This window comes from Maribacter sp. 2-571 (genome assembly GCF_050589625.1).
GTDB lineage: Bacteria > Bacteroidota > Bacteroidia > Flavobacteriales > Flavobacteriaceae > Pelagihabitans.
On the sequence record NZ_JBNGOP010000017.1, the window covers coordinates 57,752 to 74,406 of the forward strand.

Here is a 16,655-nt window from a genome sequence, read left to right on the forward strand (position 1 = left end):
CCCATGTCCGTATTAAAAACAGCATTTCGATTCATACGCTTCGATAAGGCCAAAAGCATCGGGGTCACCGTAGGTATCATTATCAGTACCTTCCTTATCGGGCAACAACTGGGCATCCTAAACTTTCTTACCGGATTAATGGTGACCACGGCCAACAATTCCGATGCGCAGGTATGGGTGGTCGACGATAAGAGCAAGGACCTCAACCAACTCGGCCGATTGGATATTAGAAAAGTAAACGAAGTTTTGAGCATACCCGGGGTTTCCGAAGCGTATCCTCTGGTATTGGCCGGTGGAAGCGCAACCTACCAGAACGGGGCTACCGCCAGTTTACTGCTTATTGGTAGTAAAGGGCCCATTTTTCCCGCCGGACCAAAACCGGCGAACATAAATGACGGAAACGTATTGGCATTACAGAACGATATGGCGATCAGCTCCGATGTTTTCGATTCGGAAACCTTGGGCGGTACCACCGATCCCGGTACCACACTTGAAATTAACGGAAAACGGGCAATGATTACGGTACAGACCAAAGGGGTCCGCGGTTTTGGAGCACCAATAGCCTATACCACCATAGAAAGGGCCCGCTATTATGGAAACATACCATCCACACAGATCAATGCCGTATTGGTCAATTGCGATTCCGGCACATCGGTCGCACAGGTGGTACAAAACATCAACGGTACCCTCTCCGGGGTAAGGGCATGGCCATCCCAAGAATTGAAGGACAGTACCATAAATGCTGTTTTGGCCTCTAGTGGTATCGCCGTCAGTACGGGTTCCCTAATCATATTTGCGCTCATTTCCGGCTTCTTTATCATCGGGCTTACCTTATACTCCAGTGCCTTGGACAGACTAAGGGACTATGGAACCCTAAAAGCGATCGGTGCCAGCAACGGGTACATTCGAAAACTGATTCTCGCACAGGCATTTTTATTCGCCCTGGTCGGTTTTGCTTTGGCCTATATCCTTTTGGAACTTTTTAGGAACGGTGTGGCCAGCACCGGACTGGTATTCGAACTTTCCCCTGCGGTACTTGCCGTAATGTTCGGCGTTATCGTCCTTATTTCGACAGGGAGCTCGGCCTTCGCGCTCAAAAGAATAAAAAATGTGGAACCCGCTTCCGTATTCAGATAAAATAATAATCATGAAGAACATCGCACTCTTAGTATTGTTTTTGGGTTTTGCACAAGCGCAGGCGCAGCAAAAACGGTCCTTAAAAGATTGTATTGCCCTAGCCGTGAACGAGAAACCCAGTTTTTTAGCGGACCAAATCCGCGTCGAAAATAGTGCCTTGGCGGTAAAAGGGGCGCAATCTGCCCTGGGGCCGCAAATTTCACTGTCCTATGCCTATAAATACAACGCCATTATACCGACTTCGCTTGTTCCGAACGCGCTTACCGGTGGAAACGACACGTCCAGTAATTTGGATGGTTTTACCGAGTTACAGTTCGGGACCACCTGGCAACAAGATTTGGGCATTACCCTATTACAACCCCTTTTCGATGCCAAAACCAGAGCGGAAGTAAAAGAGCGAAGGGCGGCCGAGCGATTGGAACTCCTGAAAAGGGACCGGGAAAAGGAACAACTCGTATATGATGTGATGAAGGCCTACATCGGGTTATCCCAAAAACAGGCGAAGGTAAACGCCTCCCTAGTAGACACGGTACGTACCTATGGTACCATGTCGCTAATGAAGGCCAGGTACCAAGAGGGCAAATTGTTGAAAAGTGAATTGAACACGGCCATAATCAACCATAATAACGCCAAGTCTACCTTGGCCATTGCAACCGAGGAAAAGCGATTGGAACAGTTTAACCTGGGTTTTTTGATCGGTAGCGCAATACCAATGGAGGTGTACGAACTGAACGCCGAACCCATAGAAATGATCTACCCCAAAATGCGGGAGGGTTCAGATTTGGTCAAAGAATCGGTCACTGCCCGTATCATTAAAGAAGAAGATGCGTTCTTAGTCCGCCAAATTATAGGTAATCGGGCCAAAAGGCTACCTACCCTAGCGATCGACGGTTTTTATGGCGCCAACCAATTCAATGAAAATTTACGACCTTTCGAAAACGATACCTGGTTCGGAAACAGTTATATCGGGGTGTCGCTAAAGGTTCCGATCATCGGATCTGACGGCACCCGGAGCAAGGTGGCACAACTCAAGGGCGAACGCAAGATCCAGGAACAGGAGCTCCGGGAAGAGACCAACAGAACACAGCTCGAACAAAGGGAATTGGAAACAAAAATTGCTTCTTTGGCAGGCGAAATAGCGCTGTTAAAGGAAAACTTAGAACTTAGAACGGAAACTGTTGCCATATACCAGGCCCGTTTTTCACAAGGTAAGGCGGATGCGTATGAATTGAACGAACAAGAGTTGGTACTTCAAAAAAGTGCCGTAACCCTTCTTGAAAAAGAAGCGCAATTTTGGGCTACCTTGTTGGACAAATACAAAGCGAATGGTACGATCGATACCTTTTTAAATTGAAAAAATGAAAAAAGTAAAGCGTTTTTTAAAGTATGTAGGATGGTTTATGCTCGCGGTTCTAGTCATCGGTTTTATAGCGTTAGGTATCTATTATATCAAATGGAACAATACCTCGAAAGAAAATCTTGCCCTTTTGGGGAGCAAGGCACCGCTCATTAAAAATGATGGCCTTTCCTTTCGAGACCTCAACAAAAACCGACGTTTGGATGTTTATGAGGACCGACGCCGACCCGTTGCACAACGTGTGGAAAATTTGCTGGGACAAATGAACTTGGAGGAAAAGGCCGGACTCTTGTTCATCGACATTATAGCTATGGGACCGGAGGGCGAACTGAATGAAGTACCCAGCTTTAAAGATCCGATCACCTTTGCGTTCGATGCAAATTCCACCTTTGTCGTCCAAAATAAAATGAGCCATTTTAATATTGTTCAAGCACCCGAGGATCCCAAGGTGATGGTGCGTTGGAACAATAATATACAAGAAATGGGCGAGCGTACCCGTTTGGGGATACCCATTACCATTGCCTCCGACCCTCGGCACGGTGTTCGGGACAATCCCGGTGCCGGAATCGAGTCCGGTATATTTTCGGAATGGCCCTCCCCGTTGGGATTGGCCGCCACCCGAGATAGCGTTTTGGTACAAGAATTCGGTAGTATTGCCAATAAGGAGTACCGGGCCGTAGGCATCCGCTTGGCCCTCCACCCTACCGCAGATTTGGCCACGGAACCCCGATGGTCCCGAATCAGTGACACGTTTGGGGAGGGCGCGGAACTGAGCGCACGGTTGACCGCTGCGTATTTAAAAGGATTTCAAGGGGACTCCACAGGAATCAGTACGGAAAGTGTGGCCTGTATGACCAAACACTTCACTGGTGGCGGACCCCAAAAAGACGGTATGGACGCCCATTTCGCCAGCGGAAAAGAACAAGTATACCCCGGGGACAATTTTGCCTACCATTTGATTCCCTTTGAAGCGGCCATTGCCCAAAAAACGGCTTTTATGATGCCCTATTACGGAATTCCGGTTGATCAGACCAAGGAAAAAGTGGCCTTTGGTTTTAACAAGGAAATCATTACCGGACTGCTACGCAACACCTATGCCTATGATGGCATCATCTGCACCGACTGGGCCATTATCAGCGATACGTTTGCCAAACCGGCCTCGGATTGGGGAATGGAAGACAGTACCCCTTTGGAAAAAGTACAGAAAGTGATCGATGCCGGTTGTGATATGTTCGGCGGTGAAGCGTTGCCCGAACTTGTGGTGCAATTGGTACAGGAAAAAAAGATTTCGGAAGAACGACTGAACGCCTCGGTACGTCGTGTATTGAAAAACAAATTCGACCTTGGCCTTTTTGACAATCCCTACGTGAACGAAAAGGATGTGAACAGCTTACGAAGTACAGCATTCATGGCAAAGGGAAAACAGGCGCAGCGCCGTTCGCTCACCTTGCTCAAAAACGAAAAAGAACTGCTTCCCCTATCTAAAAAAAGCAAGGTCTACCTCCAAGGTTTCAACGATGGATTTTCCTATCCCGATCTTTCCCAAACCGATGATCCCGAAGATGCGGATTATATCATTTTAAAATTGAATACTCCGTACGAGCCCGGAAACGGTTCTTTTTTGGAACGTTTTTTCAAACAGGGCCGTTTGGACTTTCCCGAAAAAGAAAGGGATGCCCTCCTTGATTTGATTTCAAAAAAACCCACCATTACGGTACTTTCCATAGACCGACCACCGGTTATACCCGAGATCGACTTTGCCAGTACAGCGGTCATAGCCGATTTTTTTGCCTCGGAAAACATAATTTTAGATCTGATTACGGGAAAATTCGGTCCAACGGGAAAATTGCCCTTGGAAATCCCCTCTTCCATGGAAGCGGTGAAGGCCCAAAAAGAGGACCTACCCTACGATTCGGCTTCCCCGCTCTACACCTTCGGTCATGGGTTGGGTTATCAATAGACCGTTTGTAGCGGCAACGACAAGACAACAACAGGAAGTCGAAGGGTTTTCAAAACTAGTTCGATTCCAATAGATCCCGTACTCTTTTGAAGAAAAGGAGACCGGTTTTGCTGGATTGCCTAAAAAGGTTTGAATTTTCAAAAAACTGGTTGAACTGGTGTTTTCTAAAAAGTTGCCGTTCCTCTTTGGAAATAAACTCGTAGAACCCCATATTCCAATTATCGAAAAGCCGCTGATCGGTATTGTCCTCCATTAGCAAGGACACTTCGGCATGGCGCTGATCATGACGTATTTTTTGGAACAGCCCGTCCACCACTTGGTAATCGCCCTCCAGTATTTGAACGAACTGCCTTTCATGGTACAACAAACATCCGGTAATCCCATGTTCCGCATTGTAACTCCTTGACCCCTCCAACATCTGATACACCTGAATCGAATCGAAAGAATCCAATGCTCGGGACGTATAAATAATAGAATGCATAAAACGCTTTATAATTATCAAAAACTCATACCGGAACTATAGACCGGCCAGGGTCGCCATTTTCGGTCCGGACCATAAACCATATATCCGTTCGATTTTGAAGCTTTGGTATCCCTAGTACGCACAGCTTTCGTTTTTGATAAAAAGCCATACGCCGGAGCGATAAAAAACGATCGCTTGTTAACCTCCTTGAGGTCTTACAAAAAAAGAATAACACGCTTCATAAATAGGCAAAACCCTTATATGTTTCGAAAGATATTAATTTGATATGAAATGAGCAGAAATTTTTAGTTTCTTTATTTTCTGTAGACTACAAAATTTTAAACAGACAAAATTTATGCTTTTACGGAATATCTTTCGTTAAAAACCATGTTCTTGTATGCTTTAGGACTGCAGCGGTACTTCGCTTTAAAAATTTTACAGAAGTAACTCCTGCTGGTAAATCCGATTGCATATACCACTTCGGATACGTTCATGTCCGTGGTACGGATCAAATGCTCTCCCTTGACCAACCTACAGTCGCGAATAAATTCGCCAACGGTCATATGATAGATGTATTTGAACCCCTTTTGCATTTTGGAGGCGGACAGTCCGGACTTTCTGCACAGGCTATCTACCGAATGTTGTATTTCCGGATAGTTCTTTACGAAATCCCCGATTTCCGTTATCATTTTTAAGGAGTTTTTTGATAGACCACTGGTCGGTTCGCTCCCATACAATAAATCGATATTGAACTGTTCGATCTGTTTCGCTAAAATCAAATGGCAAATGCCCTCGAACTGCATCAATGTCGATAGTTCATTGACATATTTTGCATTTTCCAAAAGTTTGATCAGCTCCGCTATTTCTAAATTGATACGCCCTAATTGAAAGAAACCGGGGTTTTCGTCGAAGGTGTCCAACATGGCAATCGTTTTTCCATAGGAACGATCATCCTTGGAATCAAAATTTTGTTGGTACATGTCCTTGTTCAGTTGAATCAAATTCAAAACCAGTCGTTCTCCCTTAACGATCCGCAAGGTACTTGCGGTCTCCTGCATATTGGAGGCCACCGCCGTTTGCAATTCTTCTAACTTGGAAAGCCGTTCGATTCCCTCGAATTTGTGAAAGCAGTTCCCTGTAAAACAATATAAAAAATAAATTAGGCCGCCTACCGATCGATCCATTTTAATGTCGCGGTTCTCATTTAACACGATATCGAATTCCATGGCCATCAAACCCTCATCAAAACAAACACAACGTACTTCTCCTTCACCCAAATTTTCTTTCACCCGTAGTACCTGAATACCGTTTTGATAGGTGATATCACCCGGCAGCCACTGTTGCAACCATTGTAGTTCTTCTAATGTTCTTTGTTTTCTTGTGTTCATGATGGTGACACCTCCGGTCGGTCTAAACTGAATATGGATACTATTACCCTAAACAAAATTACCGCAACCCACCATAGCAAATTACCGATATAGGAGATTTGTTTAACGATATCGAGATTAAGACTCCCAATATAATGTTAAGGTTAAACAATTAATTTTTAAAGAGTTACATTTTATCTCAAACGAAACAATGACCCCTATCGGTTTTTCGTTACTTGCACCGTATATGTACTATAAACTTTCAAATACCGCAAAACGGGAACGGATAGAGAAACAATTTGAGGTATCCTTTAAATATCCTAATCTTTATCGTCCCGAAATTGTTATCAACGGGCTTCACGAAGCAACGCTACCGATACTTACGAACCAGCGTCCCGATATCGTTTCGTTGGCCATTTGGGGCATGCTTCCGGATAATTTTGAAGACGATTGGCTATCCTTTCAAGAGGTAACGAACACTCTGAACATCGATGAAAAATTTTTGGAGGACGAATCGTGGTACAGTACTGCTTTTAAGCAACATAGGTGTCTTATCATTGTTACCGGTTTTTTTACCAATTATCTGCAAAATGGGGTCGTTTTTCCCTATTATGTAGGGTTTGCCGATAACAGACCTTTTCACATCGCAGGAATATACAATACTCTTAACGATGGGTTTCTATCCTGCTCATTACTCACCGGTTCTGTAAATACCTATGTGAAGCAGTTTCAAAACCTCGGAAACACTATGCCCATTGTTATCCCGGACAATTACAAACAATTGTGGCTTGAAAATGATATTGACCTTGAGGGTTTACGAAAAATTAACGGTTCCTCCGAATCCGTTGGGTTAAAGGCCAACCCCGTGGCCCGGGATTTTTTCAAAAACAACATTTCTTATGATAGTATGTTGAACCCCGTTGACTACCCGGATATTCCGAAGGACATTTAAACCTTTCCCCCGGGCAGATGCAACCGTTTTCGATATTCGGTAGGGAGCACTCCGTATTCCTCATAAAATATTTTGGAAAAGTAACTGCGACTGCGGATACCGATATGGTATACAATTTCCGATACCGATTGCTCCGAGTTTTTCAGTAGGTCGCGGGCAATCTCCAATTTGAGCTGTCGTACATATTCATTGACCGACTTGGAATACAACAACCGAAAGCCCAATTGTAGTTTTTTGGCGCTCAGAGTAGATTCCTTGGATAGCAATTTTATGGTCAAAGGTTCCGAAATGTGGTCCAATATATAGGTGATGAGCTTGTGTATCTTTTGAATATCGGATTTGGACAGCGAATCGGGCAGCGCCTCCTTATCTTCATATTCGTGATGCTCCAGTAGTTGTAGCGCCAAAATCAAATAAAGCCGACCTTCCAAACTTAAGGTACGGATCATACCACTATCATAGGCTTTGTCAAGCGATTTCACCTGATCGGCAATCCTTAAACTATAACTTCCGCTATGTGCATAGGGCAAGTCGGAATTCTCATCGTTGAATACGGAGAAAAGCAGATCGTTCAAATACGATACATTGTTATTTTTCTTTTTTAAGAATTCCTTTTTCTTGATCCGGATTACGTTTACCTTAAGACGGGTAGCGGGCGGAAAGACAAAAGTTTGTCTCGCCGCTCGCTTGGGGGAAATAATAATATTCTGAAAACACTCCAAATCCATGGAATCTTTACCGCTTTCCTGATATTTTAAGGAACCTTCCGATATAAAAATAAATTCGACCGGGGATACCTGTGAGGTACGAAAGATGATTTCGGTAGCATGGGTCAGCTCCAGATCACAATCCAACAAGGAAACTCCCCAGTCGAAATCCATACTTCTAATGGTTCCTTGCCCTTTGGTATTATCGAAGGTCAAGGTATGTTCGCCCCACTGCTTTGCGATCGTTCCCTCCAAACAGTCGTTCAACTGTTCTAAAATAACTTCATTCTTTATACTTCTTATAACGATTTGTTGTCGTTCCTCCGTCTTTGATTTCATAGTACAAAGAACTTGGATAAGCCTTTTTCAGATTAACAAAATCGAAACCGTTATTAACACATATGCCCTAATTTGGTAACTAAAAAAAATGTTAATCGATAATAGGTCCCCTATGGAACAAAGGAAAGTTTAGCCCGTTTGGGTACCGGAAGATGTGCCACCGCGAACCTTGGCCATATATTCTCTCGGGCTCATGAAATAGCGTTCCTTAAACAATTTGGAGAAGTAACTTCGGGAATTGATACCGATTTTATAGGTAATCTCGGTAACATTAAGATCGGTAGTTTCGATCAGCTCCCGCGCTTTTTCAATTTTGGCCTGTCGGATGTACTTGTTTACCGACATGCCGTACAAATGCTTGAAACCGCTTTGCAAGGTGTTTTGATTGAGGCCTACCCGATTGGCCAGCGAAATGATATTCTCCAGATTTTCGAGTTCCGACTTTATAATTCCGGCTGCCGACTCGATGAGTTCTACGGTCGACTGGCGTAAAATCTTTCTTTTTTCGGGACCCGAAAGATCATCAAGATACAAACGCAACTGATGTGCCAGTATTTCATAGGCCTTACCCTCCATAAAAACGGAACGGGTGAAACCCAACAGTTCGCACTCCAGGGATTCTTCAATGGCCTTTGCAATATCCAAACTGTAGTGTCCCTTATAAAAAAACGAGTTGATTCCGTTCACATCGCGGAACAATTGCTCCAACTCTACGTTCATTGCCGTTAAAAAATCGTCGATTTTGACCTCGAATAACTTTCTATTGATTTCCAGACTAAAAAAACAGATTGGTAATTCGGCAGGCAACTCCAAAATTACATGTTGCCGCGAGTTTCCCGATACAAAGGCACTTTCCAACCGTCGCACTTCATATGCGTCCTCCTTATCCATGAACCGGATTCCCAAGGTAGCCTCCCTGTTGAAAAGAATACGTAGGGGCTGTATCGTGGACAGACTCATTTTTAACGAAAGAGGTTCCTTTAATTGTAAATCTATATCCAAAGTGCTCATTCCATTCGAAAAACGGACGCCTTTCACATATCCTTTGCCCTTTTCCGGTAATATGTTAAAACAGATCTCATTATTATCCTCATCACAAGAGGATCCCAGCACGTCGGCCAGGCCCCTAACCAAATCGTGAACATCCAAATCCTTAACCGATATCAAATTGGCCATTATCTTTTTTTAAAGAACTATCAAATGTACTCTTTTAAAAAAATCCAAGATACAAGATTGCGGTATTCGGACCGCCATCATACAAATAACGGAAACATAAGGCCCAGGTGGGCACTTTTATGGCAAATGGGTCAACATTAAGCACATACGAACTAAACTAAGCCATTGAAATAGAACATCTTTGTATCAGAAATTAATGTATAACCTAAAAACAAAACATATGTTACGTTGGACAATTACCTTTATAATTTTAGCTATAATCGCCGGAATTTTCGGTTTTGGTGGTATTGCCGCTGGAGCGGCCAGTATTGCAAAAGTGCTCTTCTTTATTTTTATAGTACTTTTTGTGATTTCACTATTCAGGGGAAAACGAGTCGTATAATATAAACGTTATGATAATGAAAAATATGAAACAGTTAGGAACCGCGCTATTGTTGTCTTTCTTTTTACTGGGAACAACAAGTTGCAGAGAAAAAACCACCGCGGAAAAAGTGGAAGACGGAATTGAAGAAGTTGGTGAAGAACTTGAAGATGCCGGTGAGGCAGTAGAGGAAGAAGTAGAAGATGCTACCGACGGAAACTAAATAACCAAAAAGGAAAGAGGGCAAGCCGAAAAGCTTGCCCATTTTTTATGGACAAACTCATTACACTTTTTAAAGTAAAAAAAACCAAGATTGCGAGGGTGCGGGCCGCAACTGCAGTGGGTGGTATTTTTTTTGTAGCCGCACTGCTTTTCTTGATTTTTATCGTTTGTAAATTTCTATGGCTTTAGGGATACCGTAAGTGCCATTCGGAATAACGTTCGCGTATTGTGAAAAATGTTTTTCCACCGATAAAAATAAAACTAGGCTTGTTGGTACCGGAATTGTCTCCTTCAGCCCAAAAGAGTATCTTGACCACCAACGCGTTTACTGTTTTACTTCGGAACCGGGAAAAACCGTTTTAGCGCCGCTATAGTGTCATTTTACACGGCTTATCTCGGCCACGGTCGTTAAAAATCATAGCAAAGGGACCAAGATTTGATCATCACAGTGAAAAGCAAACGGTCGAACGGGTGCCATAAAAAAATTACCGTGCAAAAACTGCTGCTTATCTTTTATAGTGTTGTTACCGTTTGGGCATTGATCAGTGTGCTCTTCCATGGGTCGCGGCCCAGCCGTTCGCTCAGTTGGATCTTAAGTATATTGTTTCTTCCCCTTCTCGGACCGCTTTTGTATTATCTTTTTGGGGTAAACCGGAGAAAATTCAAGTTTTACAAACTAAAAGCCAACCTAAAACGCAGACGTTTTTACGAAACCTATTCCGCTACCCTGCAAGGCAGTTCAAAACGGAAGATTGCCGATGCTATGGGGGAACCGTTGGCAAAAATGCTACGCAACAGTGCCGGAAGCACGCTGTATACGGACAATCAGGTAAACGTAATGCACGGTGGAAAAGAGACGTTTCAAGCGATATTCGATGCTATTGAAAAAGCCGAAAAATTTGTGCATGTTCAATACTATATTTTTGAACAGGGAGACCTACAGGATGAATTTTACCAACTTTTTAAACGGAAGGTAGCGGAAGGTGTGGAAGTTCGTTTGATGTACGATTCCTTGGGAAGTATGTCCTTTAAGGGAAAGCTGAAAGAGCGTTTTCGAAACATCGGCGTGCACACCTACCCTATGATGCCTTTGAGGATCGGTAGTTTTATGTACACCCTAAATTATAGGAACCATCGTAAAATTGTAGTGGTCGACGGTAAGGTCGGTTTTGTGGGGGGAATGAACGTTTCCGATAAATATTTGGAAGCATCCTCGGAACTGGGCATTTGGCAGGACATCCATTTGAGGATAGCCGGACCCGCGGTCGAAAGCCTGCACCATATTTTTATCAAGGACTACCATTTTGCCAGTAGGGAGGCGCCGCTATTGCAAGAAAAATATCTTCCAAAAATCCCAAAAATGGGAACGACCACCATGCAGCTTATCGCCAGCGGTCCCGATTCCGAACAACCGTCGATACTGCACCAATATATCGGCATGATCCAATCGGCCAAATCCTGCATACGTATCGCCAATCCTTATTTTATTCCCGGCCCCACCTTGTTGACCGTTCTTAAAATTGCCGCCATGAGCGGGGTACACGTAAAACTGTTGATCCCCAGAAAATCGGACTCCTTTTTGGCGAAATACAGTATGCAGTCCAATTTTGAGGCATTGCTGGGTGTGAACGTATCGATTTACTTAAGGGACAATTTTTCCCACAGCAAGCTCATTATCCGTGATACTGACTTGGCTTCGGTAGGAACCGGAAATTTTGATTATCGAAGTTTTGAACACAATTTTGAAGTAAATGCCTTGGTATATAACGAACAGATTACCTCACAGATCATCACCGAATTCGATAAGGAGTGTAATGCCGCAACATTATTGGACTACTCCACCTTTAAAAACCGCTCTTGGACGCAACGGCTGAAAGAAGGTTTTGCCAAATTTTTTAGTCCATTATTATGATACCCCTGTGTAAGAACCTACTTTATATAACCTTGACCATGCAACTATTGAACGCCCAACATACGATTCCCAAATCTATCGAAAAAGAGGCGCTTTTGGCCTTGTCCCATTATCCTGAACTAACATCGACAACGATTGCTTTTCAGTTTAAAAAAAAGCTGCGCACTTCCATCATGAAAGCACAACCCGTTTTTAAGGATTTGCTGAGATCCAAAAGGAAGCGAAGGTATCGGATATTGATTTCGGAACGTTTTCAGCTAGGAGATAGCTTGTACGAAACCAAAAACTTAAGTTCTGAAATATTGGTCGGCTGGCTAGGGCATGAACTGGGGCATGTTCTGGATTATAAAAACCGGAGTTCCCTAAATTTGTTGGGGTTTGGACTGGGATACACCTTTTCCGGCAGTTTTATAAAAAAGGCAGAGCGCACCGCGGATAGTTTTGCCGTCTCCCATGGACTTTCAAAACAAATACTGGCAGCCAAGAATTTTATTCTTACCGAAGCGGGCATAGCGGAAAAGTATCGAAATCGAATAAAGAGATTGTACCTGTCCCCCGATGAAATTATGATAATGGCGCAAGAGTTTGCCGATAAAGCAAAAGACTAAAGGAAGCCTTTCCTTTCGCTCCCCTAAGATTTTTGGTGTACCGTATTCTGCTTGCACCTACGCCAACTACCATCATACCAATAGTAGGCATAACCGTTACGTTCGAAGTTATGGTACTTGTTTACCAACTGCCTAAAAATTTCCAGTATCCGTTCCCGTTCGGTATATCGCATTTCCGTATGGCCATTTTTGGTAACGGTATAGATTCCTTTTTCCATTAAGGCATTACACCCTCCGGAATTACAGATCTTAAAATAACCGACCCCGGTCAAAATAGCCTGTTTTAGCCAGGCCTCCAGTAATTCGGTAGTGATTGGATACTTTTCGGACATATTCCAAATTTCGGTAATATTTCCAATATTTAAAACAAAATGTTAGTAAGTTTTTAGACAAAAGTGCGTACGACCATACGAAGCCTACCATCGTAATTTAACCACATCCTTAAAAAACAAATCTGATGAATATCCAGCTGGTAGCATGGACATTTGTATAATACAATTGCATCGGTATCGAGAAGTTGCACTGTCCTTTACGAATGCTTAGGCCCTTTCATGATACGTACAGGCTAAAATCACGACCTTTCCAAAGCAGCTCCGAAAACGAAAAGAAGGATACGTCTTATTGTGCTATCGTATCCGTTACGAAGGTCTCCCATTCAGAAAACCGCTCCTCTCCCATCACCCGCTCCATCTTAACCTGGCCGCCCTTTTTCTTAGATGCGGCGCTCCATTCGTGAAAGATATGGGGCGGCACCATATGCACCTTTACCCCTTTCAAGGCTTTTGAACGGGCCACCTTATAATTCTTGTTGGCCTCTTTTAAGAAGTTGTCCAAAGCGGTTGCCACGGTATCGGTATCAATGTCCGAATCGCTTCCCAAGTACCAACTGTGATAAAAACCGTCCTCAAATTTTTTGGCGCAAAGGGTATATTCCGGAATACGGATATCATATTCCGTTTCCAAACCGTGCACGGCATCGTTCAGTTTGTTTACCGAAAGTTGAGATCCAACGGTATTTAAAAAAAACTTGGTGCGGCCCGTAATTTGTATCTCGGCCCTATCGACATCGGTAAAGGTAATGGTGTCACCGATCATATAGCGCCAAGCACCGGCAACCGTGCTTATGAGCAACACGTAATCCACACCTTTTTCTACTTGGTCCAAACGCAGGGCTCGGGCCGATGGGGATAGGGATCCGTCCGCTTCGATGGCCGTTTCATCAAAAGGTACAAACTCAAAATAAATACCGTTATCGGTAATTAATTGCATGGCATCGGTGTCGGGGCGGTTTTGAAAGGCTATAAAACCTTCGGAAGCCAAATACGTATCGATTACCGTTACCGGTTTTCCCATAAGGGCGTGAAAACTTTTTTCATACGGTCCAAAGGCAACACCACCGGATGTATATACCCGAAGATTGGGCCAGATATCGTGAATGGTATCCAAACCATGGGCATCGATTACCGCTTTTAACATGAGCTCCATCCAAGAAGGGATTCCGCTCAGGGCGCCAATATCCCAATCGGGCGCTTCCTTTATGATCTGCGCCACACGTTCGTCCCAATCATCGATTTCCGCAATAGCCTCCCCAGGTTTGTAGTAGCCTCTAAACCATGATGGGATATTGCTGGCACTGATACCACTGATTTCCCCTTCCAAATGGTGTTTCCGTTGTGTTAGATCGGTGGAACTCCCCAACATTAAAATACCTTTTTCAAAAAAGTCGGCAGGTAAATCAAAATTCTTTAACGCTATAATTTGTTTGACACCGGCGGTTTTAATGGCGTTGATCATGGCATCGGTTACTGGTATGCGTTTGCTTTTCTTTCCCGTTGTTCCAGAACTCAGGGCGTAATAATCCGGAGCTCCGGGCCAAGTAATGTTCGACTGTGCGAGACCATGCTGCCGATACCACCATTCCTCGTTTATTTTATGATAATCAAAAAAAGGAACCGCTTCGGCAAAAGCGATCGGCGGGGATGTTGCTTCCAAAATACGTTGAAACCCATACTTTTTACCAAAAGCGGTGTCTACCGCCTGTGTAAGCAATTCCTTTAATACGGTACGCTGCTCGGTTACCGGATCACGATCGCCGGTAACATATTGTGAAGCGTGTACCAATCCTTTGATAAGTTGACCAATAATAGGCATATAAGTGATGTTGGTTTAAGATTTAACGGTTTAATACCATTTCAAAGTTAACATGGTATAACTCGGTCGGTTCGAAGGAAACGCCGTTACGCGTCCACAACTTGTTCCGAATGTTTGCCTTCCCAAATCTCTTCTACTAATTTATCGATAAAAGCGGGTAAATCGTCCGGATTTCTACTGGTTACCAAACCATTGTCCACCACTACCTCTTGGTCGACCCACCTTGCACCGGCATTGACCACATCGTCCTTAATGCTATGGTAAGAAGTTACCTTGCGGTTTTCGATGACGTTGGCGCTGATCAACAACCATGGGGCATGGCAAATGGCCGCAACAGGTTTTCCGCTCTTAAAGAAATCGCGAATAAACTGCAGCGCATCGGAATGGGTGCGAAGCAGGTCCGGGTTGGCGACCCCTCCAGGCAGTACCAAGGCATCATAGTCCGATTCGCGCGATTCCCGCACCAACGCATCTACTTGAATACGTTCACCCCAATTGTTACCGTCCCAACTTTTGATCAATCCCTCCTTGACCGAAATCAATTGTACCGAAGCGCCTTCCCGGTTCAAAGCGTTTAGCGGTTCGAACAATTCTGATTTTTCAAAACCGTCCGTTGCCAAAATGGCTACTTTTTTTCCTTTTAGTTTCATGTTATTGTTGTTTAGATGATACGCAGTACCCTACTACGTTTAACAACAAAATTAGGGGAAGGGCATGCGGAGGCTTTGCTGATTTGCAGTAAATCTAGGCTCATTTACCATCCCGTGCTCCGAAAATCATAAAATACCGATATCATAGCAATGATAGCGTGTGAAAAACGAAATGCACCGTATGTTGTGGACAAGATAGCTAGGAACGGGCCTGTATCGGAACTTTGGAAGAAATCGTACCCTATCGATAAAGGAATCAAGGACGGACGATACACTCCAACCACACATATCCCTCAAAAAACACAATGTTTAAAAATGTTTAAAGAGGATGTAATAAACTTCCGTTTTCGAAGCGATAACAGCGTTTATTTTAAGGTGTTTTTACAGGAATGGTATGGGAGCGAAAGCGTCTGAATCCGGTTTATGTCTTAGCACTTCGTCATGAAATCCGAAAATGAACCAAATCCGGATGTTCTCCGGGTTTGTGGATAGCCCCGATGCTTCGGCACTACGGTTAAACTCGAAAACCTAGTGAAACGCCCGGTTTTGAACCAGTTTCGGGCCGTGGTAAATTTTCGAATGCATAAAACAGGTTAAATCCCTAAAATCTTTGCATCCACAAAAAATACCGACTTTACGTCAATGGTATGGTCTTCGGTCAGTACCTCATCGGTAACCGTGTTCAACCGAAGACTAAAACGATTTTTTTTAATATAGTCCTTCAAATCATCGTCGGAGGTATCGAGTTCGATGACCGTTCCGGCATCCATCGGTACTTCAACAATAGTTGCCACCTGAAGTTCCGGTAAGTCTTCCGCACTGATGAAAATTTCCACCGATTCCAAAAAACTAAAATCGGCATCTTCCGGACTTGCCAACTCCAAGCGAAGGCTCTTGAGTTTAATTTCTTCGATCAAATCTTTACGGGTATCGTTAACGGCGAACTCCGATTCGGAATTGGTTTCCACATCCGGGGTCACTACATCAAAGGGCAGATTGATGTTTGCGGCGGATGCAATAACGACACTGGTGTCGTAATCAATATCGAATTTTGTGAGTTCATCTACCTTATCACAGGAGCAAAAAGTCAATAAAAGCACTAAAACAGAAAAAAATGGTTTCATAATGGATTGGAATAGGGTAGTCTAACGAAAAAAATGGTCAAATAGTATGGCATCTTCCCATCCTATCGGCAATCAGGCTATTCAAAAGAGGCCCATACCAATGAAAAAACAATACGATTATCAAGCAAAATTATCATAAAAAACAGGTTTAAAAGTAAGTAAAATCATC

16 protein-coding genes are annotated in these 16,655 nt (G+C 43.7%); 8 read left to right on the forward strand and 8 right to left on the reverse strand.

The annotated features are described in order from the left end of the window. Positions 1-3: 3 nt before the first annotated feature. From ACRD7P_RS13235 to ACRD7P_RS13245, 3 genes are read left to right on the forward strand one after another with little or no spacing between them, the layout of a single operon-like run. On the forward strand, positions 4-1,137 hold the full coding sequence (locus tag ACRD7P_RS13235; protein ID WP_430908107.1) for an ABC transporter permease: 1,134 nt from the start codon (positions 4-6) through the stop codon (positions 1,135-1,137). Positions 1,138-1,147: 10 nt separating this feature from the next. Next, entirely contained in the window at positions 1,148-2,491 is a 1,344-nt protein-coding gene (locus ACRD7P_RS13240) for a TolC family protein (RefSeq protein WP_430908108.1), read from the forward strand. 4 nt (positions 2,492-2,495) lie between these two features. After that, complete coding sequence (locus ACRD7P_RS13245; protein ID WP_430908109.1) at positions 2,496-4,454, forward strand: glycoside hydrolase family 3 N-terminal domain-containing protein; 1,959 nt, start codon at positions 2,496-2,498, stop codon at positions 4,452-4,454. A gap of 55 nt (positions 4,455-4,509) precedes the next feature. Here ACRD7P_RS13245 and ACRD7P_RS13250 read toward each other — a convergent pair whose 3' ends face one another. Continuing rightward, entirely contained in the window at positions 4,510-4,935 is a 426-nt protein-coding gene (locus tag ACRD7P_RS13250; RefSeq protein ID WP_430908110.1) for a BLUF domain-containing protein, read from the reverse strand. Positions 4,936-5,270: 335 nt separating this feature from the next. Next, positions 5,271-6,305, reverse strand: coding sequence for a helix-turn-helix domain-containing protein (locus ACRD7P_RS13255; protein ID WP_430908111.1), 1,035 nt, complete (start codon positions 6,303-6,305; stop codon positions 5,271-5,273). 226 nt (positions 6,306-6,531) lie between these two features. Here ACRD7P_RS13255 and ACRD7P_RS13260 point away from each other — a divergent pair, with 226 nt between their 5' ends. Continuing rightward, positions 6,532-7,236 carry an SOS response-associated peptidase family protein gene (locus tag ACRD7P_RS13260; RefSeq protein WP_430908112.1) on the forward strand — a complete coding sequence of 235 codons (705 nt, stop codon included), beginning with the start codon at positions 6,532-6,534 and terminating at the stop codon, positions 7,234-7,236. On the opposite strand, the gene ACRD7P_RS13265 is transcribed toward ACRD7P_RS13260, so the two are convergent. Together ACRD7P_RS13265 and ACRD7P_RS13270 are read right to left on the reverse strand one after the other, a co-directional pair. Beyond that, on the reverse strand, positions 7,233-8,282 hold the full coding sequence (locus ACRD7P_RS13265; RefSeq protein ID WP_430908113.1) for a helix-turn-helix transcriptional regulator: 1,050 nt from the start codon (positions 8,280-8,282) through the stop codon (positions 7,233-7,235). The two genes, ACRD7P_RS13260 and ACRD7P_RS13265, sit on opposite strands and share 4 nt — an antisense overlap. Before the next feature lie 129 nt (positions 8,283-8,411). Then, positions 8,412-9,458, reverse strand: coding sequence for a helix-turn-helix domain-containing protein (locus ACRD7P_RS13270; protein ID WP_430908114.1), 1,047 nt, complete (start codon positions 9,456-9,458; stop codon positions 8,412-8,414). A gap of 220 nt (positions 9,459-9,678) precedes the next feature. Between ACRD7P_RS13270 and ACRD7P_RS13275 the strand changes: the two genes are divergently transcribed. The 4 genes from ACRD7P_RS13275 to ACRD7P_RS13290 all read left to right on the forward strand — a co-directional run bounded on the left by ACRD7P_RS13275 (position 9,679) and on the right by ACRD7P_RS13290 (position 12,561). Further along, the gene (locus ACRD7P_RS13275; RefSeq protein ID WP_430908115.1) at positions 9,679-9,840 is read left to right on the forward strand and encodes a DUF1328 family protein; all 162 of its coding nucleotides are present in this window, start codon (positions 9,679-9,681) and stop codon (positions 9,838-9,840) included. 25 nt (positions 9,841-9,865) lie between these two features. Next, positions 9,866-10,042: a hypothetical protein gene (locus ACRD7P_RS13280; protein ID WP_430908116.1), complete on the forward strand. Its 177-nt coding sequence runs from the start codon at positions 9,866-9,868 to the stop codon at positions 10,040-10,042. Between the two features lie 489 nt (positions 10,043-10,531). After that, on the forward strand, positions 10,532-11,953 hold the full coding sequence (gene cls, locus ACRD7P_RS13285) for a cardiolipin synthase (RefSeq protein WP_430908117.1): 1,422 nt from the start codon (positions 10,532-10,534) through the stop codon (positions 11,951-11,953). A gap of 38 nt (positions 11,954-11,991) precedes the next feature. Next, positions 11,992-12,561, forward strand: coding sequence for a hypothetical protein (locus tag ACRD7P_RS13290; protein ID WP_430908118.1), 570 nt, complete (start codon positions 11,992-11,994; stop codon positions 12,559-12,561). Between the two features lie 23 nt (positions 12,562-12,584). Here ACRD7P_RS13290 and ACRD7P_RS13295 read toward each other — a convergent pair whose 3' ends face one another. From ACRD7P_RS13295 to ACRD7P_RS13310, 4 genes are all read right to left on the reverse strand, one after another. Next, positions 12,585-12,893 (reverse strand): hypothetical protein, encoded by a 309-nt coding sequence (locus tag ACRD7P_RS13295; RefSeq protein WP_430908119.1) that lies wholly within the window; start codon positions 12,891-12,893, stop codon positions 12,585-12,587. A 286-nt stretch (positions 12,894-13,179) separates the two neighbouring features. Further along, the gene (locus tag ACRD7P_RS13300; protein ID WP_430908120.1) at positions 13,180-14,712 is read right to left on the reverse strand and encodes a GH3 family domain-containing protein; all 1,533 of its coding nucleotides are present in this window, start codon (positions 14,710-14,712) and stop codon (positions 13,180-13,182) included. Positions 14,713-14,798: 86 nt separating this feature from the next. Continuing rightward, entirely contained in the window at positions 14,799-15,362 is a 564-nt protein-coding gene (locus ACRD7P_RS13305; protein ID WP_430908121.1) for a type 1 glutamine amidotransferase domain-containing protein, read from the reverse strand. A 593-nt stretch (positions 15,363-15,955) separates the two neighbouring features. Next, entirely contained in the window at positions 15,956-16,486 is a 531-nt protein-coding gene (locus tag ACRD7P_RS13310; RefSeq protein ID WP_430908122.1) for a hypothetical protein, read from the reverse strand. Positions 16,487-16,655 lie beyond the last annotated feature (169 nt).

What these genes read in the sequence shown, in the direction of transcription:
- ACRD7P_RS13235 (WP_430908107.1), top strand. Translation starts at nt 4, where the DNA reads ATGTCCGTATTAAAAACAGCATTTCGATTCATACGCTTCGATAAGGCC.
- ACRD7P_RS13240 (WP_430908108.1), top strand. Translation starts at nt 1,148, where the DNA reads ATGAAGAACATCGCACTCTTAGTATTGTTTTTGGGTTTTGCACAAGCG.
- ACRD7P_RS13245 (WP_430908109.1), top strand. Translation starts at nt 2,496, where the DNA reads ATGAAAAAAGTAAAGCGTTTTTTAAAGTATGTAGGATGGTTTATGCTC.
- ACRD7P_RS13250 (WP_430908110.1), bottom strand. Translation starts at nt 4,935, where the DNA reads ATGCATTCTATTATTTATACGTCCCGAGCATTGGATTCTTTCGATTCG.
- ACRD7P_RS13255 (WP_430908111.1), bottom strand. Translation starts at nt 6,305, where the DNA reads ATGAACACAAGAAAACAAAGAACATTAGAAGAACTACAATGGTTGCAA.
- ACRD7P_RS13260 (WP_430908112.1), top strand. Translation starts at nt 6,532, where the DNA reads ATGTACTATAAACTTTCAAATACCGCAAAACGGGAACGGATAGAGAAA.
- ACRD7P_RS13265 (WP_430908113.1), bottom strand. Translation starts at nt 8,282, where the DNA reads ATGAAATCAAAGACGGAGGAACGACAACAAATCGTTATAAGAAGTATA.
- ACRD7P_RS13270 (WP_430908114.1), bottom strand. Translation starts at nt 9,458, where the DNA reads ATGGCCAATTTGATATCGGTTAAGGATTTGGATGTTCACGATTTGGTT.
- ACRD7P_RS13275 (WP_430908115.1), top strand. Translation starts at nt 9,679, where the DNA reads ATGTTACGTTGGACAATTACCTTTATAATTTTAGCTATAATCGCCGGA.
- ACRD7P_RS13280 (WP_430908116.1), top strand. Translation starts at nt 9,866, where the DNA reads ATGAAACAGTTAGGAACCGCGCTATTGTTGTCTTTCTTTTTACTGGGA.
- ACRD7P_RS13290 (WP_430908118.1), top strand. Translation starts at nt 11,992, where the DNA reads ATGCAACTATTGAACGCCCAACATACGATTCCCAAATCTATCGAAAAA.
- ACRD7P_RS13295 (WP_430908119.1), bottom strand. Translation starts at nt 12,893, where the DNA reads ATGTCCGAAAAGTATCCAATCACTACCGAATTACTGGAGGCCTGGCTA.
- ACRD7P_RS13300 (WP_430908120.1), bottom strand. Translation starts at nt 14,712, where the DNA reads ATGCCTATTATTGGTCAACTTATCAAAGGATTGGTACACGCTTCACAA.
- ACRD7P_RS13305 (WP_430908121.1), bottom strand. Translation starts at nt 15,362, where the DNA reads ATGAAACTAAAAGGAAAAAAAGTAGCCATTTTGGCAACGGACGGTTTT.
- ACRD7P_RS13310 (WP_430908122.1), bottom strand. Translation starts at nt 16,486, where the DNA reads ATGAAACCATTTTTTTCTGTTTTAGTGCTTTTATTGACTTTTTGCTCC.